This window comes from Candidatus Omnitrophota bacterium, from assembly GCA_030695905.1.
In the GTDB taxonomy this organism is placed as follows: Bacteria; Omnitrophota; Gorgyraeia; order 2-01-FULL-45-10; family 2-01-FULL-45-10; genus CAZHPY01.
The window spans coordinates 1-26,059 of record JAUYOL010000015.1; the positions used below are offsets into that span (position 1 = coordinate 1).

Annotated in this window: 19 protein-coding genes; 17 read left to right on the forward strand and 2 right to left on the reverse strand. The window is 44.9% G+C overall.

Annotated features, from left to right (window positions below; all coding sequences use genetic code 11):
- Window positions 1-891 (reverse strand): cobalamin-dependent protein (locus tag Q8R38_02400; protein MDP3790875.1); only part of this gene is annotated, 891 nt, incomplete at its 3' end.
- 397 nt (window positions 892-1,288) lie between these two features.
- Between Q8R38_02400 and typA the strand changes: the two genes are divergently transcribed.
- From typA to Q8R38_02470, 14 genes are all read left to right on the forward strand, one after another.
- Window positions 1,289-3,136, forward strand: a complete 1,848-nt coding sequence (typA, locus tag Q8R38_02405) for a translational GTPase TypA (GenBank protein ID MDP3790876.1) — start codon at window positions 1,289-1,291, stop codon at window positions 3,134-3,136.
- A gap of 184 nt (window positions 3,137-3,320) precedes the next feature.
- Window positions 3,321-3,770, forward strand: a complete 450-nt coding sequence (locus tag Q8R38_02410; GenBank protein ID MDP3790877.1) for a hypothetical protein — start codon at window positions 3,321-3,323, stop codon at window positions 3,768-3,770.
- Between the two features lie 164 nt (window positions 3,771-3,934).
- Complete coding sequence (locus Q8R38_02415; GenBank protein ID MDP3790878.1) at window positions 3,935-5,731, forward strand: proton-conducting transporter membrane subunit; 1,797 nt, start codon at window positions 3,935-3,937, stop codon at window positions 5,729-5,731.
- A 3-nt stretch (window positions 5,732-5,734) separates the two neighbouring features.
- A complete protein-coding gene (locus tag Q8R38_02420; protein MDP3790879.1) occupies window positions 5,735-6,619 on the forward strand; it encodes an NADH-quinone oxidoreductase subunit H in 885 nt (294 codons plus the stop codon).
- A 3-nt stretch (window positions 6,620-6,622) separates the two neighbouring features.
- Window positions 6,623-7,261 carry a hypothetical protein gene (locus Q8R38_02425; GenBank protein ID MDP3790880.1) on the forward strand — a complete coding sequence of 213 codons (639 nt, stop codon included), beginning with the start codon at window positions 6,623-6,625 and terminating at the stop codon, window positions 7,259-7,261.
- Between the two features lie 2 nt (window positions 7,262-7,263).
- Window positions 7,264-8,727 carry a proton-conducting transporter membrane subunit gene (locus tag Q8R38_02430; protein ID MDP3790881.1) on the forward strand — a complete coding sequence of 488 codons (1,464 nt, stop codon included), beginning with the start codon at window positions 7,264-7,266 and terminating at the stop codon, window positions 8,725-8,727.
- The gene (locus tag Q8R38_02435) at window positions 8,728-10,311 is read left to right on the forward strand and encodes an NADH-quinone oxidoreductase subunit C (protein ID MDP3790882.1); all 1,584 of its coding nucleotides are present in this window, start codon (window positions 8,728-8,730) and stop codon (window positions 10,309-10,311) included.
- Window positions 10,308-10,829, forward strand: coding sequence for an NADH-quinone oxidoreductase subunit B family protein (locus Q8R38_02440; GenBank protein MDP3790883.1), 522 nt, complete (start codon window positions 10,308-10,310; stop codon window positions 10,827-10,829). The genes Q8R38_02435 and Q8R38_02440 overlap by 4 nt, the downstream gene beginning before the upstream one ends.
- A 66-nt stretch (window positions 10,830-10,895) precedes the next feature.
- Window positions 10,896-12,161, forward strand: a complete 1,266-nt coding sequence (locus tag Q8R38_02445) for a DEAD/DEAH box helicase (protein ID MDP3790884.1) — start codon at window positions 10,896-10,898, stop codon at window positions 12,159-12,161.
- A 34-nt stretch (window positions 12,162-12,195) separates the two neighbouring features.
- On the forward strand, window positions 12,196-12,606 hold the full coding sequence (locus Q8R38_02450; protein MDP3790885.1) for a hypothetical protein: 411 nt from the start codon (window positions 12,196-12,198) through the stop codon (window positions 12,604-12,606).
- Between the two features lie 201 nt (window positions 12,607-12,807).
- Window positions 12,808-18,951, forward strand: coding sequence for a hypothetical protein (locus Q8R38_02455; protein ID MDP3790886.1), 6,144 nt, complete (start codon window positions 12,808-12,810; stop codon window positions 18,949-18,951).
- Complete coding sequence (locus Q8R38_02460; GenBank protein MDP3790887.1) at window positions 18,942-19,766, forward strand: alpha/beta hydrolase; 825 nt, start codon at window positions 18,942-18,944, stop codon at window positions 19,764-19,766. Before Q8R38_02455 ends, Q8R38_02460 begins: the two co-directional genes overlap by 10 nt.
- Window positions 19,767-19,776: 10 nt before the next feature.
- The gene (locus tag Q8R38_02465) at window positions 19,777-20,961 is read left to right on the forward strand and encodes an alpha/beta hydrolase (protein MDP3790888.1); all 1,185 of its coding nucleotides are present in this window, start codon (window positions 19,777-19,779) and stop codon (window positions 20,959-20,961) included.
- Window positions 20,962-21,016: 55 nt separating this feature from the next.
- Window positions 21,017-21,625: a GNAT family N-acetyltransferase gene (locus Q8R38_02470; protein MDP3790889.1), complete on the forward strand. Its 609-nt coding sequence runs from the start codon at window positions 21,017-21,019 to the stop codon at window positions 21,623-21,625.
- Here the strand turns inward: Q8R38_02470 and Q8R38_02475 are convergent.
- Window positions 21,600-22,985 (reverse strand): hypothetical protein, encoded by a 1,386-nt coding sequence (locus tag Q8R38_02475; GenBank protein MDP3790890.1) that lies wholly within the window; start codon window positions 22,983-22,985, stop codon window positions 21,600-21,602. The genes Q8R38_02470 and Q8R38_02475 overlap by 26 nt on opposite strands.
- Before the next feature lie 43 nt (window positions 22,986-23,028).
- Here Q8R38_02475 and Q8R38_02480 point away from each other — a divergent pair, with 43 nt between their 5' ends.
- The 3 genes from Q8R38_02480 to Q8R38_02490 are packed head-to-tail and all read left to right on the forward strand — an operon-like array spanning window position 23,029 to window position 26,056.
- Window positions 23,029-24,684 carry a GH3 auxin-responsive promoter family protein gene (locus Q8R38_02480; GenBank protein MDP3790891.1) on the forward strand — a complete coding sequence of 552 codons (1,656 nt, stop codon included), beginning with the start codon at window positions 23,029-23,031 and terminating at the stop codon, window positions 24,682-24,684.
- Between the two features lie 42 nt (window positions 24,685-24,726).
- Window positions 24,727-25,050, forward strand: coding sequence for a hypothetical protein (locus Q8R38_02485; protein ID MDP3790892.1), 324 nt, complete (start codon window positions 24,727-24,729; stop codon window positions 25,048-25,050).
- Between the two features lie 22 nt (window positions 25,051-25,072).
- Window positions 25,073-26,056 (forward strand): NAD-dependent epimerase/dehydratase family protein, encoded by a 984-nt coding sequence (locus tag Q8R38_02490; protein MDP3790893.1) that lies wholly within the window; start codon window positions 25,073-25,075, stop codon window positions 26,054-26,056.
- Window positions 26,057-26,059: the final 3 nt, after the last annotated feature.

Here is a 26,059-nt window from a genome sequence, read left to right on the forward strand (position 1 = left end):
TAAGAGCATTTTAAATCCCGCCTTCACCGCCTTTTCTAATAATTCAGGATATTCTGCCAGATCGATCCTGGTCTGCGCCACAAAACGCTTCTTTATCTTTCGGGCTATTATAAGATCACATATCTCTTCAGACCTCTTGGGCTCGGTGAAGAAGTTATCGTCGCTGAAAAGTATAATACCGGCAGAGATGCTTTCTATTTCCTTGACCACGGATTCCGCGCTACGCGATGCGTAATCTCTTTTCTGCCCCAATGGATTTAAGTTAAATGTGCAAAATTTACAACTAAAAGGACAGCCCCTTGAGCTTAGGATTGTATCTATGGTTACACTTGTCACTTTCATGCCGTTTGACATTATGGAATATTCGTACTGTCTTAAACTACGATCCGGCGGCGTTATGGTATTTATATCGGGTAAAGGCCTATTCTTATTGTGAATCACTCTACCGCCAGCCCTGTAAGAAATCCCAAGTATTTTTTCAAGCGGCTCGTCTTTGGCTATTTCCTTTATAGTCTCTTCGCCTTCCCCCCTTACTATGATATTCACTTTTGGGCATCTTTTAAATATCTCTTCGACATCCTCCGTAGCCTTATATCCGCCTACGACCAAAGGTATCTCGTCCGGCATTAAATTCAGAAGCCCATAGACCTCATCCACCTGACGGTTCCACGAGACGCTTACGCATATTATATCTATATCCTTGCGTATAAAATCCATAAGCTTTTCGGTATCGCACAACATTTTATCGTACCTTAGATCGACAATTGTAACTTTGCCAACATGACCCTTAGCGCTTGTGGCCACGTACTCCAGGCCTGTGGGCGGGAATAGGCACATCCCTGTGCTGTTTTCGATATAAGGGTATAAGAATAAAGCATGCTTATATTTCATCTATATGACGGCCTTTCCTTAAAAATTTTGGAAATTTGAATCGTCGTAGGCGAATTCATAAACTCCGTAGAGATTCAGGTAGATTATTGTTTAGATTATAGCACTTGTTTTCCACCGCGTCCACAGCTAAAACTGACCTACCCCGAACACAATCCCAGGCACGTCCATACAGGGGGAGCCACTGCAGAAGTATTCGAAGCCGAGCGGGGAGGAATGATTTACTTCCTTTACAGTACTTTCAAGAGTATAATCTAATCTCAAATATAAGAAATACCAGTCTGGCGTTCCTATAGGCGAACCCCATGGGCCAGAAAAAAATGGAACACCTGTACTTGAGTAACCCCAAGTGTCCCTCGGTTTTAAAATGAAAGTGGTATAAAAGAAAAGGTCGTAGCTGATGCCAAATCAAAAAAGAAGAAAAGACGTACGGAATCTCGCGATAGTTGCGCACGTTGACCATGGAAAAACGACGCTGGTCGATACGCTGCTCAAATTTACAGGCGCCCATAAATTCGAGGAAGGCGAAGTAACTATTATGGATTCAAACCCTCTCGAGAAAGAGAGAGGGATCACGATTTTTTCAAAGAACGCCTCTTTTAATTACAAAGGTGTGCAATGCAATATTGTCGATACGCCGGGGCATGCCGATTTCGGAAGCGAAGTAGAGCGCATTCTTGAAATGGTCGATGGTGTACTTCTTCTTGTTGACGCCGTAGACGGGCCCATGCCCCAGACAAAATTTGTGTTAAAAAAGTCTCTCGAATTACATTTAAAGCCGATCCTCGTTATTAATAAGATCGATCGTCCCAACGCACGCCCTAATGAAGTCGCCACCATGACGTTTGATCTATTCTGCGAGCTTAACGCATCCGACGAACAACTTGATTTTCCCATAGTATACGCCTCCGGCCGGGACGGGTACGCTACGCTTGACCTTGACGAACCGAGCGACACCATAAAGCCTCTTCTGGACACGATCCTGCACAGAGTACTGCCGCCGATCGCTAATCCGAATCTTCCTTTTCAGATGCTGGTGACTATGCTCGATCATAATTCATATTTTGGACGCATGGCGATCGGACGTATATTCCATGGCGCTATACGTGTCGGGGATCCCGTTGCCCTTGTTAAACGCGATGGCACGGTTACCGCTAACAAGGTGACCAAGATTATGAAATATCAGGGCCTAAAGCGCGTGGAGGCACTTGAGGCAATGGCGGGAGACATTATCTTGATCACCGGCATCGAGGGCGTATCGGTCGGCGAAACGCTCACATGCATCGATGATCCGAAAGCGCTGCCCGCGGTAAAAATCGATGAGCCCACGGTATCCATGAATTTTTCCCATAACACAAGCCCGCTCGCAGGCAAGGATGGAGGCATATTCCTGACATCGCGCCATATCCGTGAACGTCTTGAACATGAAGCAATGGTGAATGTTGGCATAAAAGTCGAAGAGATTGATGGGGGTGAGAGGTTCAAAGTTTCAGGCAGGGGTGAGCTCCATCTCGAAATCCTTATAGAGACAATGCGCCGCGAAGGATACGAACTGGAAGTTTCGAGACCGCAGGTCATATTAAAGAAGATGGGCGAACAGATCCTTGAGCCGGTAGAGGCGGTGGTTATAGAAGCGGGTAGCGTATATCAGGGCACGATTATGCAGGCGCTCGGAGAGCGCAAGGCCCAGATGAAAGACCTAAAGACTGTGTCTTCCGGCGATATCCGGATGGAATTTATTATTACCTCGCGGGCGCTTATAGGGTTCAGGAGTGAATTCTTGTTGATGACGCATGGAAGCGGTGTTATGTGCCAGAACTTTCTAGAATATCAGACATACAAAGGTAGTATGCCTGCGCGCCAAAGAGGCGTTCAGGTCTCGAACGGTGATGGGGTAGTGGTAGCCTTTGCACTATGGAACCTGCAGGAGCGCGGGGAGATGTTTGTTGCGCCTGGGGATATGGCATACGAGGGCATGATCGTGGGCATATATAACAAAGGTGTAGATATAGTGGTGAATCCGCAGAAGGAGAAGAAGTTAACAAATATGCGCTCTTCGACTCGCGACATAGCGATCCAGCTGATACCTCCACGTAAGATTAACCTTGAGTTTGCGCTTGTCTTTATTGACGATGATGAATTGGTAGAGGTCACTCCGCTTAATATACGTCTCAGGAAGATGCAGTTAAAAGAAATAGATAGAACGCGCACTAGCCGGAAGAGCAGAGCCAAAAACGATTTTGATTGACAGATGGAATTTAAAGTAGTAAGCTAAAAAACACTACCGAGTAAAATATTAAAAATTCAATATTCGCATGGACTTTCCTCAAAACTTAGTATAATCCTGCTTTAGGTAGGCCAAATTAAAGACCCGAGTCCTTAAGTGAGACCCGGGTTTTTATTTTTGTAGTTCTTTAAAAAGGAGGTCAAAAATGAAGAAATCGGTTAAAAATATTCCGATTCAGAACTTGCTAACCTCAATGCTTAAAGACTCTAAAAAAGCGATGCTTAGCGCTGGGGCTTTTTACAGTTATATCGCCCAACAGGTTAGAAACGGGTTTATAAGGAGTAAATTCACAAAATTTTCTGAAGAAGAATCAAAAAAACACAAGGATACTATAAACACCCGGCTTAAACTGACAGAAAATAAATCCTATACATCGGGCCCAGACGAACCTGATACCTGTGAGGATATTTCAAGCTATTCTTTAATAGGCGCCTTACATCGAGCCAAGGAATTGGCAAAGAGAATAATCAAGATGTCTAAAGAGGAAAAGAAAAAAGACAGAAATCATCCTGAAGTTTATAATGAAATAATAAAGGATGAAAAAAAGTATTGCAAGGCCTTGAAAAAAGAAGAGCATTTTCCCAGGCCGGAATAAACATAATTTTGAAAAATCCTTGATTTCTGCCCGGAGAAGTGTTATCATACAACCTCAACAGAAGATGTAGTAGTTCCGAGTTTTGAAGGTGGGTCTGGGTACAAAAATGGAGAAACCTTCGTTAGTTGTAGCTTACAACTAGTGAGGGTTTTTTGCTTTTTAAGATGATAAACTTTCTGCCAAAACAACTAATGGTTTTTGATCCGCTGGCGCTGTTTTTTCTGGCGCTCATAGGGCTGGTGTGCATTCCCTCGGCAATATTCTCTATAGGATATCTTCGCGAAGAAACATTTAAGAAGAAGATGGTCGCGTGGGCGCTTCTTATTATCTTTGTCCTGTCGATGTGTTTGGTGGTGATGTCCGCCAATCTTTTTTCATTCCTTATTTTCTGGGAATTGATGTCTCTTGCCTCTTATTTTCTCGTGGTGTTCGATTTTAAACATGAGAAATCCATCCGCGCAGGAACCATTTATCTGGTCATGACGCATATCGGTACAGCCTGCCTCATGGCGGCGTTCTTTATTCTTTATAATTATGCGCGCTCTTTCGATTATGCCGCAGTTAAACAAATAGCAGTTTTCATGCCTGCCCAGGTAAAGAATATCATATTTTTACTTTTATTGGCCGGCTTTGCGACTAAGGCGGGCGTTGTCCCTATGCATATATGGCTTCCTTATGCGCATCCGCAGGCACCCAGCCATATATCGAGCATCATGTCAGGTGTAATGATAAAAGTCGCGCTTTATGGCGTGATTCGTTTTTTAATAATGATTTTGGGAACCGGCCCCGCTTGGTGGGGAGCGCTTATTATATCACTTGGAATAGTTTCATGCCTTGTAGGTATAATCTATGCTCTGATGAATCACGATCTTAAAAGGCTGCTTGCTTATTCAAGCGTTGAGAATATCGGTATAATCCTCCTGTGCATAGGTATGGCGATGCTTTTTGCCGGGCTTGGTATTAGCGCTGTTGCGGCGCTGGGCATGTGTGCCGGACTATACCATTTGATCAATCATGGATTGTTCAAGGGCCTTTTGTTTCTATGCTCGGGAAGTGTGTTTAAGGCAACGGGGTTGCGTGATATGGAAAAGATGGGCGGGCTTATCAAGACTATGCCGCAGACCGCGTTATTCTTTCTGATAGGGGCTATGGGGATTTCGGCGCTTCCGCCGCTAAATGGTTTTGTCAGTGAATGGCTTGCGTTTCAGGCTTTCTTCTCGGGGGTTATGCAGTCACACGGCGTTGTGAAAATTTTTATGGTATTGTCCGCGGCGGCTTTGGCCCTGACAAGCGGATTGGCCGGGGCTTGTTTTGTTAAGGCGTTTGGGATAACTTTTCTCGCACAGCCGCGGAGCGCCCGCGCCCGGGAAGCAAAAGAGGTCGGTCTCTCTATGAAGGCAGGCATGGCTTTACTGGCCGTACCTGTGATCTTATTAGGCATAGGAGCTTCTTTTTTCGCGCCTTTAATTTTAAGAATTTCCGGAGCCATATTAGGAGCTGAAGGCACAGGCGCATCATTTTATATAGTGTCGGTTTTACCGCCTGCGATATTGGCAACATTGATTATATTCGGAGCCGCGATATTTTTCTGGTTCAGGTTCGGCCTGCGGACCAAGCAGGTTTCTTATAATACATGGGATTGCGGATATTATGCCATTGATAGCCGAAACGAATATACAGCCACCGCTTTTTCCAAGCCCTTCAGGATCGCGTTTAGTTTTTTCCTGCTGCCTTATCGCAAGAGTGAAAAGATAAGAGATTCTTTTTATCATATACGCAGGTTCGCTTATGAAACGCATACAACGCCTATATTTAAACGTTATTTTTACAAACCACTTATAAATCTGGTTTACTCAACAGCATTTAAGATGCGCAAACTACAGCCCGGCAGCATCCATCTGTATATACTGTATATTTTTGTTACATTGGCGGCTCTGGTAGCGATCAGCACAATCTTTTAAACTATGACACAAATAAATAATATCGTTTCAATTATGGTTAAGGTGGCCGAGCTAGCCATAGCCGCGCCTTTAGTAAGCGGAGTTATCAGTAAATTAAAAAATAACTTTCGTATGCGAAAAGGCCCGAGTGTTCTCCAGCCTTATTATAATGTGCGCAAGCTTTTTTCAAAGGACGAGGTAATCTCAAAGCATGCTTCATGGATATTTTATGCCGCCCCGGCAATCGTTTTTATAAGCAGCATATTGTTTCTTTTCCTTGTATTAATCGCGCGGCCAGGCTACTCGATAGAAAACAATATAGTGATTCTTATAGCGGCTTTTTTTGTTTTAGGTTTAGCGCGTTTCTTTTTGGCTTTAGCCGGTCTTGACGCGGGTTCTTCATTCGGTGGAATGGGATCATCGCGCGAGATGTTTATTTCAAGTCTTGCAGAGCCAACGGCATTTATTTCAATATTTGTTTTATGCATGGGCCAGGAGGGCGCATTCAGGATATCAAGCCTGCTGGCCGGACTTGCTTTCTTTGTCGTGGTAATCGCTGAAACTTCACGTGTACCCGTAGACAACCAGGAGACACATCTTGAATTAACGATGGTGCATGAAGCTATGGTGCTTGAATATTCCGGCAGATCGCTGGCCCTGATAGAATTAGGCGGGCACATCAAGCAGATGGCTTTTTTTGTAATGCTTTCATGGTATTTTTTTCCTAATATGATAACCGGATTCAGCGGACCGGCGGTATTTGCTTTTAGTGTAGCCGTTGGAGCGCTGGTAGTTGCGTTGATAGAGATGTCTCTGGCAAAGATGAGGCTTTTCAGAGTAGTGGATTTATTAAGTTTTTCTTTTTTTATAGCGCTTCTTGCGTCAGTCGTTGCGGGATTGGGGTTATAAATTATGGTGCTGAATTTTATATTAAGCGGTTTTCTGATAGTCACTTTTCTTCTGGTTATTGCCAAAAGGATCACTGCTTTAGTCCGCGCGTTCGGGATTCAATCCCTTTTCTTGTCCTTATATACTCTATATATGGGAGTAAGCCAGCGGCATACAGAGCTATTGGTTGTCAGCGGGCTTATCTTTATCCTCAAGGTCATGGTAATACCTTTTGTGCTGCTTCGCATAATGCGCCGTATAAACGCGGAAGAAGACCTCGGGCTTATAGTGAATCCCCAGATCTCGCTCGTTATAGCGCTGGTATTTGCGTACCTTTCGTATCTATTCGCGCACAAGGCCATGGCGCTTACGAATTTTGCGGAATCATCCGCATTCATCGTGTCAATCACGGCGGTATGCGTCGGATTTTTTATAATGGTAAGCAGGATGAAGGCGCTTAGCCAGATTATTGGCCTTTTGGTTATGGAAAACGGAGTCTTTCTTGCCGCAGGCGCGATAGCCGGAGGGATGCCTTTCTTTGTGGAGATCGCGCTGTTTTTCGACCTGTTCATTTTTGTTATTATCATCGAAGTTTTTGTATATAAGGTAAACAGGCTTTTTACGCATATTGATACTTCCAAAATGAAGTCTCTTAAAGGATGAGCATGTTCATAGCTGTAATGATTTTTATATCGGCTTGCTTGATAATACTCCCATTATTTATCAGAAAGATAAAATTATTGGGCCTTATCAACGCAGTGGGATACGCGGCTATCCTTCTTACCTGTATCTTATTTTTAAAAGCCTTTTTTGCCGGCGGAAGCGCCGCCATAAATTTATGGGGATGTCTCTATATTGACTCATTGAGCCTTTTCTTTCTGCTGACTACATCTGTAGTAAGTTTCGCGGCAAGCGTATATTCTATAGGGTATATACTGGAAGAAGTGGAAGAGGCGAAGATGTCTGATCGTAAAGCGCGCGGGTATTTCCAGTTATTCAATCTTCTATGCATTACAATGCTGACTGTTCCGCTGCTCAATAATATGGCCCTGGTCTGGATTGCCATTGAATTGACCACTCTTATTTCCGCGTTTCTGGTAGGTTTTCATAACGTAAAAGAATCTATAGAGGCCGCGTGGAAATATATTATTATCTGTTCCGTAGGGATAACATTCGCTCTATTAGGGATAATATTATTCTATTATACCTCTTCAAAAGATGCGGGTGTGATGAGCCTGGAATGGGTGAGCATGATATCGGGTTCAGGCGCGTTTGATCCGAAAATCGTCAAGCTTGCCCTTATCTTTATATTCGTCGGATACGGGACCAAGGCCGGCCTTGCCCCAATGCATAATTGGCTGCCCGACGCGCACAGCCAGGCCCTATCTCCCATTAGCGGGTTGTTGTCAGGCGCGCTGTTAAAGATATCGTTATACGCGATATTGCGTTTTGTTATACTGGCGAATTTTTCTGCCGGGTACACGTATAGCTCAAAGCTTTTTATTTTATTCGGCCTGGTTTCTCTCGTGGTGGCGGGCGCTTTTATCTTAGTGCAAAAGGACTTAAAGAGGCTTCTCGCTTATTCGAGCGTCGAGAATATAGGGCTGGTATCTTTAGGTCTTGGGTTTGGAGGTTTCGGCGGTATTTTTGCGGGGCTGCTTCAGGTATTTAATCATGCCGTAACCAAGGCCCTCATGTTCTTCTGCGCCGGAAGCGCGGCGCATGCCTATGGGAGCAATAACATGAATAAGATGCGCGGCATGATAAAGTTTCTGCCTTTTACCGGCATAGCGATGTTTTTGGGGTTATTCGCGTTAGTGGGCATGCCGCCGTTTTCCATATTCATAAGCAAATTATTGATACTTATCGCCGCTTTTCAGGGGGGATATTATTTCGTCGCGGTGCTGATGCTTATTTTTATAGCGCTTGCTTTCGCCGGGTTGCTCTACCATTTAAGCGGGGTGATTTTGGGCAATGCGCCGCACATGATCCCGATACGCCGGGAGCCGTTAAGTTTAAAGATAGCGCTGTCATTTTTAGGTATCTTTATATTAGGGTTCGGGTTAAAGATCCCGCAGATACTTCTGAACCTGCTTGTAAATTGTCAGCAGCTTATTTTAGGTAGTTAAATGGATAATCGTGATTATATAAAAAACATTCTGGATTCTGAAAAGATCGGCTTAGTTGATATATCTCAACCGCATAAGGATGAATTATATGTCGCCGTGGGCAGCGCCGATTTTCTCAAGGCATGCAATCTGCTGCACAAGCATCTCGACTCTCCGGTGATGATGTTTTTCGCCGAAGATCTACGGCGCCTGTCCGGGAAATTTATTCTTTATTGCGCTTTTTTAAGTGTAAACAAACATTTATGGGTATTCGTTAAGCAGGAAATCCCGCAGGGCAAGACAATATTTGATTCTATCGCGAAAAATATATATTCCGCCAGTCTTTTTGAGCGCGAGATCAAGGAGATGTTCGGCATAGAGCCTGTAGGTAATCCGGATCCGCGAAGGCTTAAGCTTCACGACGAGGTCTGGCCGGAAGGGAATTACCCCTTACGCAAAGATTTTATCCTGCGACGTGACGCTGCCCAAAAGACCGCGCAATATCAGTTTAAGCGCGTTGAAGGCGAGGGAGTTTTTGAGGTTCCTGTCGGCCCTGTTCACGCCGGTATCATCGGCCCGGGCCATTTCAGATTTAGTGTAGCGGGGGAGCCCATAATAAATTTAGAAACACGCCTTGGCTGGACACATAGAGGCGCGGAGAAGATACTCGAAGGAAAAAGCATTTCAGAAGCTGTAAATATCATAGAATGTATAAGCGGTGATACCGCGTTTGGATACAGCCTTGCTTTTTGTCAGAGTGCGGAGAAGATACTCGGTCTCAATATTCCGGACCGCTCGCAACTTCTGCGTGTATTGTATTTGGAACTGGAACGTATTTATAACCATGCCAACGATATAGGCGGCATCGCTTTAGATGTAAGCTTCAGCTTTCCCGCGCAATTCGCGAGCCTGATCAAAGAAGCCATATTACAACTTAATGACAGTTTAACGGGTTCCAGGTATCTTAAAGGCGTTAATGTTGTAGGCGGTATCGATAAAGATATTGACAAGGCCAAGTCAGGGCTTATTTGTGAAACGCTTGTAAAAATTCAAAAAGATTTTTTGGCGCTCGAAGAAATGCTTTTTTCCAGCGTCTCTTTTATGGACCGTGTTGATACAACAGGTATTTTACGCACTAAAACAGCCCGCGATCTCGGTATAACAGGGCCGGCGGCAAGAGCCAGCGGCATAGCGCATGATCTAAGAGGTATTTTTCCGGGTATATATAACGATCTTTCTTTTAAGATATCAAAAGAGCTGTCGGGCGATGTGAAGGCCCGTCTCAAAATAAGATTCTCTGAAATAGAAGAATCTATCAATCTTATACGATTGTGTCTGAAAAAGCTTGAGGGTTGCGCTTCCCAGGCCAAAGTTGCCGCGCAGGCAAAAGAGGGCATGGCATTAGGTTATGTAGAAGCCTGGCGCGGCGGTGTATTGATATGGACCAGGTTAAATGGAGAAGGAAAAATAGAACGATGCAAAATAGTAGATCCGTCTTTTCATAATTGGGAAGGCCTGTCTTTTGCCGTGCTCGGCAATATTATACCTGATTTTCCTTTGTGTAACAAAAGCTTTGACCTGTCATATTCGGGAAATGATCTATGAACCATTATATTTTTAAAAATAGCCTAAGAAAGGGTAGAGTCACCATAAAACTCGATACAAAAAGTGTCCGCCCACCGACGGAGATTGAGTCTATGGGGCAAGAGCTTAAGAAGGCCATTCGCGCGAGATTCGGCAGGTCATTTCATATCCGTGAAGTGGATACCGGCTCCTGCGGCGGTTGTGAATCCGAGATAATAGCATGTTCCAACCCGCTATATGACATTCAGCGTTTTGGTATAGATTTTGTAGCCTCTCCCCGGCATGCCGACGCGCTTTTGGTTACCGGCCCTGTATCTAAAAATATGGAACTTGCGCTGAAAAAGACTTATCAGGCTATGCCCGAGCCTAAATTTGTAATTACTTTAGGAGACTGCGCAAAGGGCGCGGGCCCGTTTAAAGATTCTTATTACACCTGCTCGGGCGCGCAGAATGTTCTACCTGTTACCATGCACATCCCGGGTTGCCCGCCAAACCCGACGACGATAATACAAACGTTACTGGTATTTCTACAAAGATAAAAGCCTGGCTAAAAAAGCTCACCATAACCGCATATTTGTGATATAATCTTACAAAAAGGGAAGATAATGATAAAACATAATGGCAGCAACCAGCAGAATGCTCCACTTGAGCCGGAGCAGGGATTTTTCGGGCTCGGCATAGCTCCAAAGATACTTGAGATACTTGAGCGCATTAAATTTAAGACACCTACCCCTATTCAGCGCAAAGCCATACCGCTCGCTATTGAGGGGAAGGATGTTATAGGTATTGCCCAGACGGGGACCGGCAAGACGCACGCGTTCGCTATACCTATAATTCAGCAGTTAGCGAAAAAAGACGGCCTTGCGATAGTGCTTGCTCCCACGCGTGAACTCGCGCTGCAGATCGAAGAAGCCATACGTCCATTGGCGCAAGCCTTTGGGATGAGGACGGCTTGTCTCATAGGCGGGACTCCCATGCGTCCGCAAGAAGAGGCCCTGCGCAGGCGCCCGCATATCATAATAGCCACCCCCGGGCGTTTTATCGACCATATGGAAAATAGAAATATTATGCTTATCAGGGCCGGCATGCTCGTTTTAGATGAAGCCGACCGCATGCTCGACATGGGATTTGCTCCCCAAGTGGAGAGGATACTAAAAGGATTAACGCGCGAACGCCAAACGATGCTATTTTCGGCTACCATGCCGGCGGCGATAATGCGGATGATAAATACTTATATGAAGCTTCCCGTGCATGTTGAGATCGCTCCATCAGGCACGACCGCCGAAGGCATAACGCAGGAGCTTTACATTGTAAAGCGTGAGGCAAAGCTGAGCCTTTTGCGCAAGATATTGGCGCAGCATAACGGTTCGGTGCTTCTTTTTTCGCGGACAAAACATAATGCGAAAAAGATCGCCAGGTCTATACGCGAAATGGGCCACCGGGCTACGGAGATCCATTCGAATAAGTCGATGTCACAAAGGCGTGAAGCGCTGGACGGGTTTAAGTCCGGCCGTTATCGCATACTCGTAGCTACCGATATCGCCTCAAGGGGCATAGATGTGACAAAGATAGAGATAGTAATAAATTATGATCTTCCGGAGGATGTGGAAAATTATGTGCACCGCATAGGCCGTACCGGGAGAGCCGGGTGCAAGGGGCACGCCATCTCTTTTGCCACGCCGGATCAGAGTAGTGACGTAAAAAATATCGAGAAACTCATTAAGAAACAGCTGCCGATAGCGAAACATCCTGAAATTCCGTCGGAGGAATTTGACAAGAATCAGAGGCCGCCTGTAAGCGCCGCGCATCACCGAGGCGCAGGGTTCGGGCATCGCTACAGGCCCAGGCCGGGGCATTTTTCTAGGAGATAACCTATTAAAGGAAAGTAGAAAGGAGGGCGTAAAGATGCGTGGAGTAAGGGTTTTATTTTTTATAACAGTGGTTGGTTTTTTATGCCTTATCTGTAATTGGGCAAGCGCGGAAGATACAGTAGTTGCCGAGCATAAAGCCCAGGTCAGAGCGGATAAAGAAGCCATTAAAGAGCAGATCCAGGAAATAAAAGAAGATGCCCAGGCTGCCAGGGCCGAAGAAAAGCAGATAAGGGAACAGATGCGTCAGGCGCTTATAGCGGGCGATAAAGAAAAAGCGGCGCAGTTAAGAGAGCAGTTAAAGGCAACGCATGCCGAAAATGTTAAAGAGATGCGGATGGACAAGAAAGAATTAAGAGAAAATAAAAAAGACCTTCGGCAGGACATGAAAAAGCCGTTTAATCCTCCAGGCCCTCGGGGCGGCCCGGGAAGAGGCCCTAAGAAATAACATATTATACTTTAGGTTCACCGATAATATTGTGACAATATAGCGGTTACAGCTGTGATTAGGCTGTAACCGCTTTTGTTACCGAATTCTTGTTAAGAAATGAAAAAACATGCTTGTAATTTTTCCTGTTTTATGCTATTTTCTTATCCCTGTAATATTAGGTCGCACTAATCCAAAGTTAAACCAGAAGGAGTAGTTTTAATGCGTAGATTATTATTAATCGCAGCGGCACTCGTATCAGTGCTTACATCAAATGTTCAAGCATCGGATAACCAGCCATCATTCAGCATTATAGACGCGAAAGAGAAAGGCATATTCAATATAGGCCCAGCTGTCGGTGATGTTGTATCCAAGCAGGAAGAATCGGCCAAAAAAGAAGTTCTCGTATTGGATTATTCTATATTCAAGGGGGCCATAATAGGTGTTTGGACAAAGGGCTTTCCGAAAGGGATTAATCAAGAGGCGGTTGACGCTGTTAAGGTAGGGCTGAAGGTTCAAAATGACGAGTACTTAGATACAATTTCTGTAAAGCTTGAGATAAAAGGGTCGAAGGACGTGCAATCGGTTCCGCTGCGCCTGAAGAAAGGGTGGAACTATGTAAAGGAAACGATAAACTGGAACACCATAGGCGATCTTAAAGAAGTAGTCTTTGTCGTAAGTCCTGTGACTATTAATCCTACCGGAGGCGATCCCATGTGGTGGTTCAGCACACAGGAGGCTCCCACCGCAAAGAGCAATGGCAAGACCGACGGCATGCTTTATATAGACCTGGATTTTTACAAACTTACATTCCTGCAAAAATATTTCACCTTCATAAAATATGGGCTTGTTCTCATCTTAGGCCTTATCCTTGGCCTTGTCACATTGATATTTAGTGAATTGTTCGGCAAAAAACATAAGGCTGGTTCGGTTAAAAGGGCAGTGCCGACCGCTGGTTTCACACTTTCGAGTATTAAGCGCGATCTATTATATGGCATAGCCGCGGTTTCCATCATAGGCATATCTATGGCTGCGTTTTCCGTAGGATCTGCCCGCCTTCTGGATTCCGGTATAAGATTTGAGTTTCTGGCCATAGGATTGGCGGGCGCAGTTATCACATGGGTCATAAAAAGGGGTTTGACCGGAAAGAATCTTACGGCTGTAGAAGTTTTTCAGGATATTGTACTGACAGGAATACTCGCCGCCGCGTCGAGCAGACAGGCTGTCCTGCAGGCGCCTTCCAGCTGGGCTGATATATTAGTGTTCAGCAATCTAATAGCCGGTATAACACTTCTTATATATCACGTAGCCAATCTTTGCTCTATATCATCTTCCGGCAGGCACCTGAAATTTGTCACAGGGCTGCTGATAGCGATAACGCCGTATCTATTCAATTGGCTGTTATTATTGGAAAACGTCAGCATACCCCATATGTTGGGCAATCTGCTTACATTTAATCTGCTTTCCGCCTGGCCGGCGATCTCCGGCATTATGGGCCGTGTCGTTATCGTGTTTATCTTTAACGAAGTTGTCACAAACATGATAAGTATCGCCATAGACGGCAAAGCGCTCAAGACTTTAAAAGCGCATCTCTTCACATTCTTTGTTTCACTGGCCATCTCTGTATCCCCCGATATCGCGGACCTTGGCTCAACTAAGATCATAGCGTCTTTGCCGGTGTTGTTAAGGGCGATCGCCTCTATCATCACAACTATGCTCTCTTATGCCGGTCTCTGGGGTGAGGTATATCTTATTACAGGAATGATATTGGATGGGATAAAGCGTGTCGCGCCTTCGCGTGAGGCCGTGTCCAAGAATATTATTACAGGTATGCGCAAAGGTATGGCGTACAGCGGAATTTTAGTAGCATTCATGTACGCCCTTAAGATGCTGTTAGACGCGAATACTGTCCAGTCTATCGCGAAGAGCTTTCCTGTCATAGTAGGTATAGCGGTGGGAGCGGCGGTATTCCCGCTTCTAAAGACGATAATCGAGACCTTTGACGGAAGCCTGCCGTTTTTCCAGAGGATGCGATATAGTTATCGCGATGGAACACTTTATGCCAGGGGCGCTGTCGCCGGATTTGGGTTTGCCTACATGGTCACTCAAGGTTTTATTCAAAAGACCATGTCCGAGAGGATTTTATTTGGTACGACAACCGGCCTTATCGCGTCGGGCGGTATAAGCATTTTAAGGGACATATTTTACGCGATAAAACATCAAGGTAAAATTCAGTCGTGGAGGCTGTATTTTACGGACTCTATATTTGGCGCTTTTGCCGGGAGCGCTTTGGCGTTTTATATAGACGCTCTGCAGGTGCCGGTTGTTATAGAGAAGTTCAAGCTGTATATGAGTTCCGGGTTGCCTCCGGCCGATTACGTGACGTATCCGCTGATCAATAAATGGGGCCGTGTCAATCTTGGGACATACTCCGGCGGGCCGAAGCTTCTTTTTATAGAGTCTTTAGCCGGTGTAATAAATTGGTCTATAGCCGCGTGGTTGTTCGCGGTGAACAAGGTATTCATGCAGGCGTTTTTTGACAAAGATAAGACGCCGATAAAGTTTTTCTTCTCAAAAGCAGGGTTCGCGCAGCTTATGGAGCATATGCTCTATGTATTGAGATGGGGCCTGTGGATGTCGCCGATAATCTTTACATTCCTGCGCATGATGCCCAACCCTACATGGTATAACCAGGACGGCGCTATCAGGACAGCAGTCGCTATCTACAATAATATTACGATGTCACCCGAGACATTTAACGCGTGGAGCCTCAAAGTATTCGTGTATGTTCTCGCTTTTGACATCTTCCGCGTTCTTATATGGATGGATCATATGGGATTACGTGTCGCAACGCTCGTCAACCTAAGCTTCATAGGCATGGATAAGCTGGACGAAAAAGTGTCCCGCTTTATCGGTCCGGCCGCGGCGCAAAGATACATACCCGAGGGGATCAAGAGGTTCGCTACATGGGCGCCGCTTTTAATACCTTTCTATCTTCCGCGCGGCCAGGATTGGGATTACGCCTGGAGCACGGCGGAGGGCATACAGAGCGCTTCCAAAGACGCCGGCTTGGTGGCTAATATAAATTCTCTTGGGTTACCCGAAAAGATAACTCTTATATTCGCGGCTATAGCGTTATTTACTATACTATCCTTCGTCGGGCGTTTGTGGGGAAAGCGTATCAAGGAGCGCAAAGATAGAAATTATGAACTGACTAATGGAGAGTATAAAGTTACCGTCAAGGATACGGGCGAGGTCTTCAGCGAGTCCATATACAAGGAGCATGATGTGAGCCGCCGCTCTTACGATATTATAGATCCATGCGGAAGAATTCTTTATCTTGTCGACGCTTCCGAATCCTCCGACAGTAAAAAACGTTATTGGCCCGTAGTCGGTAATTTTCCAAAGAAGCAGTTCGAACCTTCCAAAATTCAGAAGAATGAAGATTCGATAGAGTTTGTTAACGTTGCCAACGGCGTGAGCGCGTCTGTTAACATAACCATTCCGGATCCGGATGATATGGCGGAGATGTGGGCCATAAAACTTGAAAATACGACAGATAAGAAAAGAGAGCTTAAGGTCGTTCCATATTTAGAATGGGTGCTCAATAGAGCGCTCGATGACAGATTCCATACGCAATACCAGAGGCTATATCCCGAAATGGAATACTTGAGCGAATTAAATACCATGCTTTCATGGCAGAAGAGCACAAAGGCGATGGGTATTCTGGCCAGCGATATCCCGGCACAGGGGATCCTTTCCTCGCGCGTAGATTTTATCGGCCGCGCGCAGAGCATATGGTCTCCGAGAGCGTTGGAGACCCTTAAATTTTTACCTGCCGGCGATACAGCCTCACACCCGACTTTCGATCCTATAGGGAGTCTGCTATTAGGTGTGTCGCTTGAGCCAAACTCATCGAAGACCTTTAATATATTGATAGGGTACTCGAAGAATAAGAAGGCAGCTTTAGAGCTTATAAATAAACACTTAAAGCCCAAAGGGATAAAGAAGCCGGCGGTGGAGAAAAAATCTCCTTTTATCGGTCATGGAGAAATTCCGGCGGGTACTCCTAAGCCATATTTTAGATATGAGGATAACGGTAATAAACTTATCGTGAATACTCCCTACACTCCGCGTCCTTATGACCATGCGTTATCGAACGCGATACATTCGGTAATGGTCACAAACCGTGGCCTTCATACATCGTGCAATGGTAATTCACAGCAGAACAGGTTGACTCCTGATTGGCCGGACATAGCGACGAAAGAGATACCGACGGAAGCCATATATCTCTATGATGAGAATAACGGCAGTTGGTATTCGCCCACGTATCATCCTTTGAATGACAAGAACGCTAAATATGAATCCGAATTCGGCACAGACGGGACGGCGGTGTTTAGAATGTTACGCCAGGCGGTCTCCACAGAATTAAAAGTCTTCGTTCCGCATGACGATCCGCTGGGTGTTTATCTGTTAAAGATAAATAATAATTCCGATAAGCCGTTAAAGATGCGCGTCGCCCCATATTTCGAGATGACGCTTGCGTTCCAGCCCGAAAGATCAGGGCCTCTGCAGGCCAAGCGCGATAAAGTTTCCGGAGCGCTTTTATATGAAAACCCGCGCAATATTTTTAGATCGGGATGGGCATTCGCTTCTATGTCGTTGCCGTCACAGAAATTCGAGACGCGCCGCGGCAGATTTTTTGGAAACGGCCGAGGAGTCACAAACCCTTACATGGTAGAAAAAGGAGAATCGGATAAGACGCAGTTTACCGACGACAGGGCAATCGCTTCCTTTATCGGCACAGTCGAGATCCCCGCCGGACAAGAGCGCGAGATAGCCGTTATATTGGGGCAGACAGATACCAAGAAAGATGCTCTTTCCCTCGCGCGCAAATATAACGATATAGGGTTGGTCAAAAAAGCGCTGGATGATACACGCAACTGGTGGATGAAGCTCATGGGTACGCTTTCTGTCCAGACCAATAAGCCGGAATTCGATTATTATCAAAACTGGCTTAAGTATCAGGCGCTCGCGGAACGTATATGGGCAAGGCGCGGGTTCTATCAGACGAGCGGCGCGTACGGATTCAGGGACCAGCTTCAGGACACAGTGAACCTTATATGGATAGACCCTGCTTTGGCGCGTAAACAGCTGATATTGCACGCGTCCCAGCAGTTTATAGAAGGCGATGTATTCCATTGGTTCTTTACGTTAACGGACGGCAGAACTTCGTTTTCCTGCAGATCTCACGCTTCGGATAACCCCGTCTGGCTTGCATGGGGCATCGTGGAATATATAAGAGCCACCGGCGATCATTCAATACTCGATGAGATGACTTCATATGTGGTATCGGAATTTCCTTTTGCGCCGCTTCCGAAAAACAAGCAGGGGTGGGGCCATATGTATCATCGTTCGACGCGCTCCGATACCGTTTATAAACACTGCATGAGGTCCATAGACCTGATATTAAAGAAGCGTTCAGGGAAGCACGGGCTCCCGCTGATGGGAGTAGGCGACTGGAACGACGGATTGGACGAGATAGGCAGTGAGGGCAAAGGCGAAAGTATATGGCTCGGCTTCTTCCTGTACTATATCTTGAAGGGAATGGTAGATATTATAGAGATGAAGGACGGGCCGTCGCGTAAAGAATATTACGTGAAGAGAATGGCAAAACTCAAATCCGCGCTTGAAGACACATGGAGAGGCGACAGGTATCTGCGCGCCTTCCACGACAATGGCATGGAGATAGGCGTAAAAGACAGCGGAATATGGGAGATAGACGCGCTTACCGCGTCGTGGGCCGTTATAGCGGGCATGGACTTTGACAGATGCGTGACGATATTCTCCACCGCGCTGCAGGTGCTCGAAAAGGATAACGCGATATTGCTCGGTTGGCCGGCGCTACGCGAAGACTCGAAGCCTTATTTAGGCAGATCCAGCAAGTATCCGGAAGGCGTGCGCGAAAACGGTATGTATTGCCATGGCGTCCAGTGGCTTATCAGGGCCGCGCGTATCATCGCAGAAGAGTTCGATAAAAAAGGCAATCAGGATAAAGCCGGTGAATATAGGGCGACCGCTTACAGATTATGGCTTAAGGTTTCAGCTATATGGCATATGACGGAAAAAGAGATTGAGGTCTATGGCGGACAGCCCAATAAGCAGGCGGCCGATCTTTTGACGAACTTCGATCCCGGCAGGATGATATGGCATGGTTATACAGGCGCCGCGGGATGGATGCTGCGTCAGGCTATGGAGGGCGTGATAGGCGCGTCTTTGGTGAAGAACGAACTTATTATGCCGTCAGACCTGGATAAGCCAAGAGGAGAATTAAAGATAAAAAGTGTCCGAAGGGAATGCGCATAGTCCATAAAGTATTTTTTACCCTATTAGTATTTATCTTAATAACTGTATCGGCGGCATCTGCCGCCGATACAGTCCAGCCTAAATCAGGTATCTTACACACCAAAGATGGTATAATCATTTCATACGACCATTACAAAGAAGGTTCGAGGCCCGTCATTATAGTGTGCCCCGGATTTTTTAACAGCAAAGACAATAGATGGATGCGCAGATCCGTCGAGATGCTTAATTCTAATTATGACGTGATAATATTCGATTTTCGCGGTCACGGAAAAAGCACAGGCAAATATACATGGTCGGCAAAAGAGTACATGGATCTGGACGCGGTTATAGATTACGCGAAGTCTTCTGGGTATAAATATATAGGCATACTTGCTTTTTCTCTCGGCGCGGCCGTGGCGGTGAATGAAGCCGCCGTAAGAAGCGACATTGACAGTATGGTGCTTATAAGCTGCCCTTCAAGATTCCAGAGCATAGACTACTGTTTCTGGGAGCCCGGGATGTTTTCTGACTTAAAAGACAATATGGAATGTAATTGGCAGGGCAAGGGCGCGAAATTTTCGAATATATTTATGCATAAAGAAGATCCGATAGACTCGATACGCCTTATAAAAAACACACCTCTGCTTTTTTTACAGGGAGACAATGATTGGGTAATAAAGGCCAGGCACGCCAAAAAATTATATGACGCCGCAATATCAGAAAAGAAGCTCGGGATAATAAAAGACGGGCTGCACGCCGAGAGGCTATTACAGTTTCATTATGATGAGGTTAAAGATCTTGTGTTAGACTGGTTTTCCAAAACAATAAAGTCATAGTCAGATGGATATGAAATTGTCCAAAGTTAAAAGCGTCCGTTATTGCATTGTTTTTGTATTGTGCGCCTCTATCCTCGCGGGATGCTCGTCCATACCGATACAGACATCATCGTCATATTTTAAGGATCTTTATAAGCGTATCCAATATACCATGGACGGCCGGTACAGAGTGGTCGATATCTTCTATGCCACGACCAGAAAGTTGAATGAAAATAAGACATCATCCATATATTTTACCAATAAAATTTCCGACAGCCTGGCGACAGGAGAACTTAATATAAAGATAGACCCGGGGTTAAGGATAGAGAAGATGCTGCCTAAACGCCTGAAAAGAGAAGGTATAATAGGCATACAGGATATAACTAAGTCCGACGAAGACGCGTTTATAAAAAAGTTATCGGATACGGTAAAATCATCGCCGCATAAATCCCTTCTCGTCGTTGTGTTTGGTTACAAAGATGATTTCGAGGCCACGGCAATTAAGGCGGCATATTTCGCGTATCTGCTTGATATAAATACTCCGGTACTTCTTTTTGATTGGCCCGGAGATCAGCCCGTTGATATAGGCGGTTATAAAAATGCCCAGGGGTTTGCTACGGAGTCAGGACACCGCCTGGGAGAGCTATTAATAAAGATAAACCGTGAGGTTAAGCCTGAAAAGCTATGGGTTAAAGCGTCCAGCCTTGGCTGCCAGGTTGTATGTGATGCCTTTGATCAGATGTATAAATGTTCGGACTGTTCCGACGCCGATACGGAGATAGATCATGTTATATTGGCCGCTCCTGATGTTAGCCAGGACGAATTCGACAACAAATTTAAGGAGCAATTAATGGCGCTTTCAAATAGGCTGACCGCGTATGTCTCTTCCGACGATGAAGCGCTGCTTGTAAGCGGCCTCATAAATGACGATAGGAGGCTTGGCCGTCAGAAACCCAGGATAAAGGATCCGGCGCAGCTTGAGGAAGCGAAGAATCTATTATACTTGAAGTCTCAAAATCCGGACAGGGTAACCGTTATCGACGTGACGCCGATAAATTACGCGAGCTACAAGCACGGTTATTATCTTGAGTCTCCGGAATTCTTCGATGATTTCTATATGCGTATATTTGGTACAAATCCGAGTTTAAATCGCAGATTATATCTTCTTAAGTTCAAAGACAAGACCGATTATTGGGTCTTGCAGGGCAATAGGTAGTTAAGACATCAAAAAGTGATTTGACGCGCCTTCTCTTTTGCAATACAATGATCGTGTGCAAAAGATAACTGTAAGACGAGGGAAGCCCGAAGACGCCCACCATTTTTCCGAACTCGTTGCGTTATCAAGTCCCGCGCTTTTTTTAGTCCTCTTTGGCTCAAAAGTAAAAAGATTGATGGAAAAACTCTTTCCGCATAAAAGGCACTACTATAGCTTTGACAGGTCTTTCTTTATTGAGGTCGACGGAAATACGGCGGGTATGGCGCAGTTGCACAGATTCAGACCCAGAAGAAGAGAAAAGATAAACCTGACTTTTCTGCTTATGAAGTATATGAATTGGCGCCTGCCTTCGAGCGTAGCCCCACTTTTAATGTCAGAAAAGATCATCAGAGATTTTTCAGGCAGAGACTGTTATTTGAGTAATGTCGCGGTCTACCCCGAATATAGAAGCCTTGGCCTTGGTTCAAAACTATTAGGCGCCATCGAAGAAGAAGTAAAGAGCGCCGGTAAAAATAGAATAGTGCTTCATGCGGATGCTAAAAATCATGGCGCAATCAGGTTATACGAAAGGCTCGGATACAGGATAGAAGAGAAGTCCCCCACTCTTAAGATTAGAAATAAATATTTTGATTATCTTATTATAAAAAAGAATCTTGCTTCTTAACTCTTCCCAGGTAGTAATACCAAAAGTCCAATCCCCTGTAACACTCCGACGCGGATGTATCTATTAAGGTATCGCTATCTATGCCGAACTCGGAAAGCTTATACAGGTTATCATTCTTCAACAGTTTGTGTTTTAGCAGTATTGCCGAGCCTATAATATTCGCCGGCATCCCTTTACGCAAACCCTCCTTATTATTGCCATTACATATAAGATGATACTCCAGATTTCCCGATAAGACGCTCAAAATTTGTATTGCTATGGATATGAATATGAGAATAACGGCAAAATATCGCGCCAGACATTTTTTGGAGATAAAAATATAAAGCGGAAATAACCAAAGAAATATTGTCGGCACGAGAAGCCGCGGCCCCCAGCACCATCCGCCGTACCACATATGCCACATGGATATCGCGATAAGATTCGATAGTATTATGGATACAAAGAATACCGCTTCCCTGCGATAGTCCTTAAAAATTTTTATATAACCTATCACGCTTAATATAAGTATTGGATTATATATAAATATTCCTTTATCCAGATAGTACAGTAATTTCGGGATATTTGTCTTTATGCCGGATAGATAGAACATGCCCGCTTCAGCGCCGTAACCAAATTCGAATATATCATGAAATCTTATATAGTTTAAAGATAGGCTAAAGCAGATAGCGCCCAGGATAAACGATAAAAATATCAGGCCGTGGGCGGCAGCGCGTTTTATATTCTCCTTATTTATTAGCCATATATAAACAAGGAACGGCGGCGCATATATTAAGTTAATGGTTCCTATCAAGATAAGGAAAGCGTATGACGTGCCCGCCGCCAACAAACTATTTTTTGTATTTTTCAGGGTAAGATATACTGAAAGTATCAGAAAAAAGCCTTGGGTTACTTCCGAGAAGGTCCATATGCTATAGCGCCACTGCATCGTTGCCAGGCCCAGCACAAAAGCCATTATTACCGCGGTCTTTAATGGGACATAGAATTTTTTATATAGCATGCGGAAGAATATTGCCGCCGCGCCGGCGCCGAAGAAGATATTATAAAAAGATACCAGAAAATTTACTATGAACTCTTTTGGGGCCGCGCTTATATGCGCGATAAGCTTTGAGGCAAGAATAAAAGGGATAAATATTACCGCAAGGCCTATTCCGTATTTTGAATAGTATTTCCCATCCCGGGATTCAAAGCAATACCCTCCTGTGTGCTCATCTATGGCCAGAGAGCCTTTCTCAATAATGGATTCCGCGGTGAGAATAGAGAAATGGGTGTCGCTTATCTCTATGAATCCTTTTGCCGTGATAAGATATATCAGGCCGAGCAGGCAGAATATGAGGATAGCGCTTTTTGTTGTCTTATCCATAGCGTATATTATATAATAATCACAATAAATAGAGGTTTAAAAATTGCGCATAGCGTATCTTGCTTTAAAAATACTGGCGCCTAAAGCCAGGCATTTCGAGAATTCCACAAAAAAACCCATAGAGGTTCAGAAAAAACTGCTTTTCCAATATCTGCATCGTAATAAGAATACCGAATATGGAGTCAAATATCACTTTTCGCATGTGAAATCCATCGGGGATTACCGCATGCTCGTTCCAATGAGCGATTCCGAAACCATCTTTCCGTATGTAGAGAAGATTAAGAAAGGGACCAATAATATCCTCACGAAGGATAAAGTTGTATTTTTCGGGCTTACAAGCGGCACCACCGGAAAACCGAAATTCATTCCGGTGACAAATTTTTCCCGGAAGAAGAAAGCCGAAGTGATGGATCTCTGGGCGTATTATATATTGAAAGATCATCGCGATGCATTGGACGGGAAGGTGCTTGCCATAATAAATCCCGATGACGATGATGCGACGGATATAGGTATACCGGTGGGCGCCGAAAGCGGTCATGCGTATAAAAATATGCCGCGTATGATAAAAAAGTTTTACGCGGTGCCTTACAATGTGTTTATGATACAGGATTACGAGTCCAGGTATTACTGCATAGCGAGGATAGCCCTGGAAAAGAACGTAACTACCATTGCCACGCTGAATCCAAGCACTATCGTTCTTCTTTGCCATAAGATAGAAAAATATAAAGACGAGCTTATCGAGGATATAGAGAAGGGGACTTTAAGTAAGAATGTAAAAGTGCCGCCTTACGCAAGAAACGCTTTTGAGCGCACTTTCAGGCCGAATAAAAAAAGAGCCGATGAATTAAAGAATATTCTAAAAGAAAAAAAAGAGTTGCTGCCGAAATATTTTTGGCCAAACCTTAAACTCATAGAGTGCTGGAAGGGCGGGACTGTAAAATTATACCTAAGAGAATTGCCGCAGTATTTCGGCGGCGTTCCCATAAGAGATTTCGGCTGCCTTTCAACGGAAGCCCGCAGCTCGATACCTATGAGCGACACGGGAGCCGGCGGGGTCCTCGCGATAAACACCAATTTTTATGAATTTATTCCAAAAGAAGATATTGGAAAGAGCGAAAAGCGTTTTCTTTTGTGCGATGAACTGGAGAAGGCTAAAGAATATTATCTTATAGTTACTACTCCGGGCGGATTATACAGGTATAATATAGATGATATAATTACCGTTACCGGATTTTATAACAGGACGCCTGTCATAGAATTTGTGCAGAAAGGGTTAAACGCCGTTTCTATAATGGGAGAGAAGCTTTATGAGTCTCAAGTGAATGAGGCGGTAAACAGGGCTGCCGATAAACACAAGCTTCTTATAGCCTTTTTCTCCGCCTGCGCCCAGTGGAATCCGCCAAGATATATATTTCTTGTGGAGTTTGGAAGAAACGGCCAGAGTGTGAATAAACAGGCATTATTAAGATCCATAGAGGAAGAGCTTGGTAAGGAAAATTCCGAATATAAATATGTCCGCGATTCGCAGCTGTTAAAGCCTCCTGTGCTGAAAGTAGTCAAGGCGGGAGAGTTTGAGAAGTATCGCGTCAGGCGTGTTAGTGAAGGCGCCAACGATAGCCAATTTAAAGTAGCCGAATTGACGGCCAATGCAGATTTTGAGAAAAACTTCGCGGTGGAGGAAGAGATCTGCCTGGATTAGCTTAGCGAAAAAGGTGTTTAAAATATCGAAAGGATATAAGGCATGGACTTTGTTTCGATGAAGACACAGATCAAGAATGCGGGATTGGATAATATTCGTACCGACAACGACGATTATCTGGAGGCAGTGATCAAAAGAGAGTCGATAGACAATATTATACAGGCGCTTGAGAGTGTATTTGGCAAGCCGGCATGGCCCTCAAAAGATAAGTTGTCCTCCCCGGTGCAAAAACTTGTTAATGATTACGGAGGCTTAAGGAAAGGGCAGACTTTATTTTCCATTAATGGCGACGGGGTATTGGTATTTGCCATGCTTTGGCCGTGGCAGGATGGTGAAAGAATTACATTGAAGATGGGCAAAGCCTGAGATAGGCCGGGAGGGTAGAAAAATGAAAAATCTCATAACGGGCGCTACGGGTTTTGTAGGAAGTCATATCGCGGAAAGGCTCATCAAGGAGGGCGAAGAGGTTATAACGCTGGTCAGAAAGACCAGCAAGACAGATTTTTTAAAGAACATAGGCGCAAAGTTCGCTTACGGAGATATTAATGATGTAGATTCGATAAAAGACGCGATGAGAGGCATAGATATAGTCTATCACAGCGCTGCGCTCGCCGATGAATGGATATCGCCCAAGCAAGCCCGCCGCGTCAATGTTGATGGGACGAGAAATTTACTCAATTGCGCGCTGGAAGCGAAAGTAAAAAGATTTGTATTCATAAGCAGCCTCGCTGTTCTCGGGATGAGAGATCACCATGGAACAAACGCTGATGCTCCATATCATAAAACGGGCGACAGTTATATCGATACCAAGATAGATTCCGAACAGCTCGTTATGGGTTACTACAAAAAATATGGTTTGCCGGTTACCGTGGTAAGGCCCGGGTTTGTATTCGGCCCGAGAGACAATAAGCTGATACCGCGTCTTTCCGACAGGCTCGGAAAAAAGCAGTTTATGTTTGTCGGCAGCGGCAAGAACAAGATAAATTCCGTTTATGTCGAAAACCTCACAGACGCGATAATACTTGCCGCCAGAAGCGACAAGGCGATAGGTCAGAAGTATAATGTTACCAATGACAGCGGCATGACGCTGGAAGACCTGGTATTCAAAATCGTTGATATCTGGAAGTTCGACAAGCCCAAAAAGCATATTCCCAAAGCCATGGCTTATCTGGTATGCCATGTACTTACCGCCATCGCGCGCCTCACAAAGGCCAAAGAGCCGCCTTATATTACAAAGACGCGTATAAAATTTTTGTGTTTAAACCTTGATTTCGATATTGCGAAAACAAGAAATGACCTCGGCTATGTTCCGCGAGTTTCGATAGAAGATGGTTTAAGAAGAACCAAAGAATGGATGCAGAAGAAAGGATAGCGC

Coding starts and splice junctions, on each gene's coding strand:
- typA (MDP3790876.1), top strand. CDS start 1,289: ATGCCAAATCAAAAAAGAAGAAAAGACGTACGGAATCTCGCGATAGTT.
- Q8R38_02410 (MDP3790877.1), top strand. CDS start 3,321: ATGAAGAAATCGGTTAAAAATATTCCGATTCAGAACTTGCTAACCTCA.
- Q8R38_02415 (MDP3790878.1), top strand. CDS start 3,935: ATGATAAACTTTCTGCCAAAACAACTAATGGTTTTTGATCCGCTGGCG.
- Q8R38_02420 (MDP3790879.1), top strand. CDS start 5,735: ATGACACAAATAAATAATATCGTTTCAATTATGGTTAAGGTGGCCGAG.
- Q8R38_02425 (MDP3790880.1), top strand. CDS start 6,623: ATGGTGCTGAATTTTATATTAAGCGGTTTTCTGATAGTCACTTTTCTT.
- Q8R38_02430 (MDP3790881.1), top strand. CDS start 7,264: ATGTTCATAGCTGTAATGATTTTTATATCGGCTTGCTTGATAATACTC.
- Q8R38_02435 (MDP3790882.1), top strand. CDS start 8,728: ATGGATAATCGTGATTATATAAAAAACATTCTGGATTCTGAAAAGATC.
- Q8R38_02440 (MDP3790883.1), top strand. CDS start 10,308: ATGAACCATTATATTTTTAAAAATAGCCTAAGAAAGGGTAGAGTCACC.
- Q8R38_02445 (MDP3790884.1), top strand. CDS start 10,896: ATGATAAAACATAATGGCAGCAACCAGCAGAATGCTCCACTTGAGCCG.
- Q8R38_02450 (MDP3790885.1), top strand. CDS start 12,196: ATGCGTGGAGTAAGGGTTTTATTTTTTATAACAGTGGTTGGTTTTTTA.
- Q8R38_02455 (MDP3790886.1), top strand. CDS start 12,808: ATGCGTAGATTATTATTAATCGCAGCGGCACTCGTATCAGTGCTTACA.
- Q8R38_02460 (MDP3790887.1), top strand. CDS start 18,942: ATGCGCATAGTCCATAAAGTATTTTTTACCCTATTAGTATTTATCTTA.
- Q8R38_02465 (MDP3790888.1), top strand. CDS start 19,777: ATGAAATTGTCCAAAGTTAAAAGCGTCCGTTATTGCATTGTTTTTGTA.
- Q8R38_02475 (MDP3790890.1), bottom strand. CDS start 22,985: ATGGATAAGACAACAAAAAGCGCTATCCTCATATTCTGCCTGCTCGGC.
- Q8R38_02485 (MDP3790892.1), top strand. CDS start 24,727: ATGGACTTTGTTTCGATGAAGACACAGATCAAGAATGCGGGATTGGAT.
- Q8R38_02490 (MDP3790893.1), top strand. CDS start 25,073: ATGAAAAATCTCATAACGGGCGCTACGGGTTTTGTAGGAAGTCATATC.